1 protein-coding gene is annotated in these 268 nt (G+C 51.9%); it reads right to left on the bottom strand.

Features of this window, described 5'->3' with window-relative positions:
• Window positions 1-268, bottom strand: a 268-nt coding sequence (locus ACP45E_RS01600) for a hypothetical protein (RefSeq protein ID WP_141707177.1), incomplete at both ends; no start/stop codon positions are given.

Consider the following 268-nt stretch of genomic DNA (forward strand, 5'->3'; position numbering starts at 1 on the left):
ACCGCTCTTCCGATCTGCCGGGATGCAAGAATTTAGCAATGTCTGCCAAAATAGTTTCTTGCTGCTCTTGGTTTAGTCCTCCGGCTATCCGACGCCAGAATACCCACCAATCGGTCCAACCTTGGTGGTTTTGAAATTGAATACCTTGTTGATAGATAGGCCAGATTTGGTCCATGCGCCAACTGTCGGTTGCATCGCCAAACCCTGGGCGCATTGCAAAACCGGCCAGTCGAAGCCAGTTTTTTTCATGGGGCTCAGAGCGGCGGCG

This window comes from Vibrio genomosp. F10 str. 9ZD137, assembly GCF_049974785.1.
In the GTDB taxonomy this organism is placed as follows: Bacteria; Pseudomonadota; Gammaproteobacteria; order Enterobacterales; family Vibrionaceae; genus Vibrio.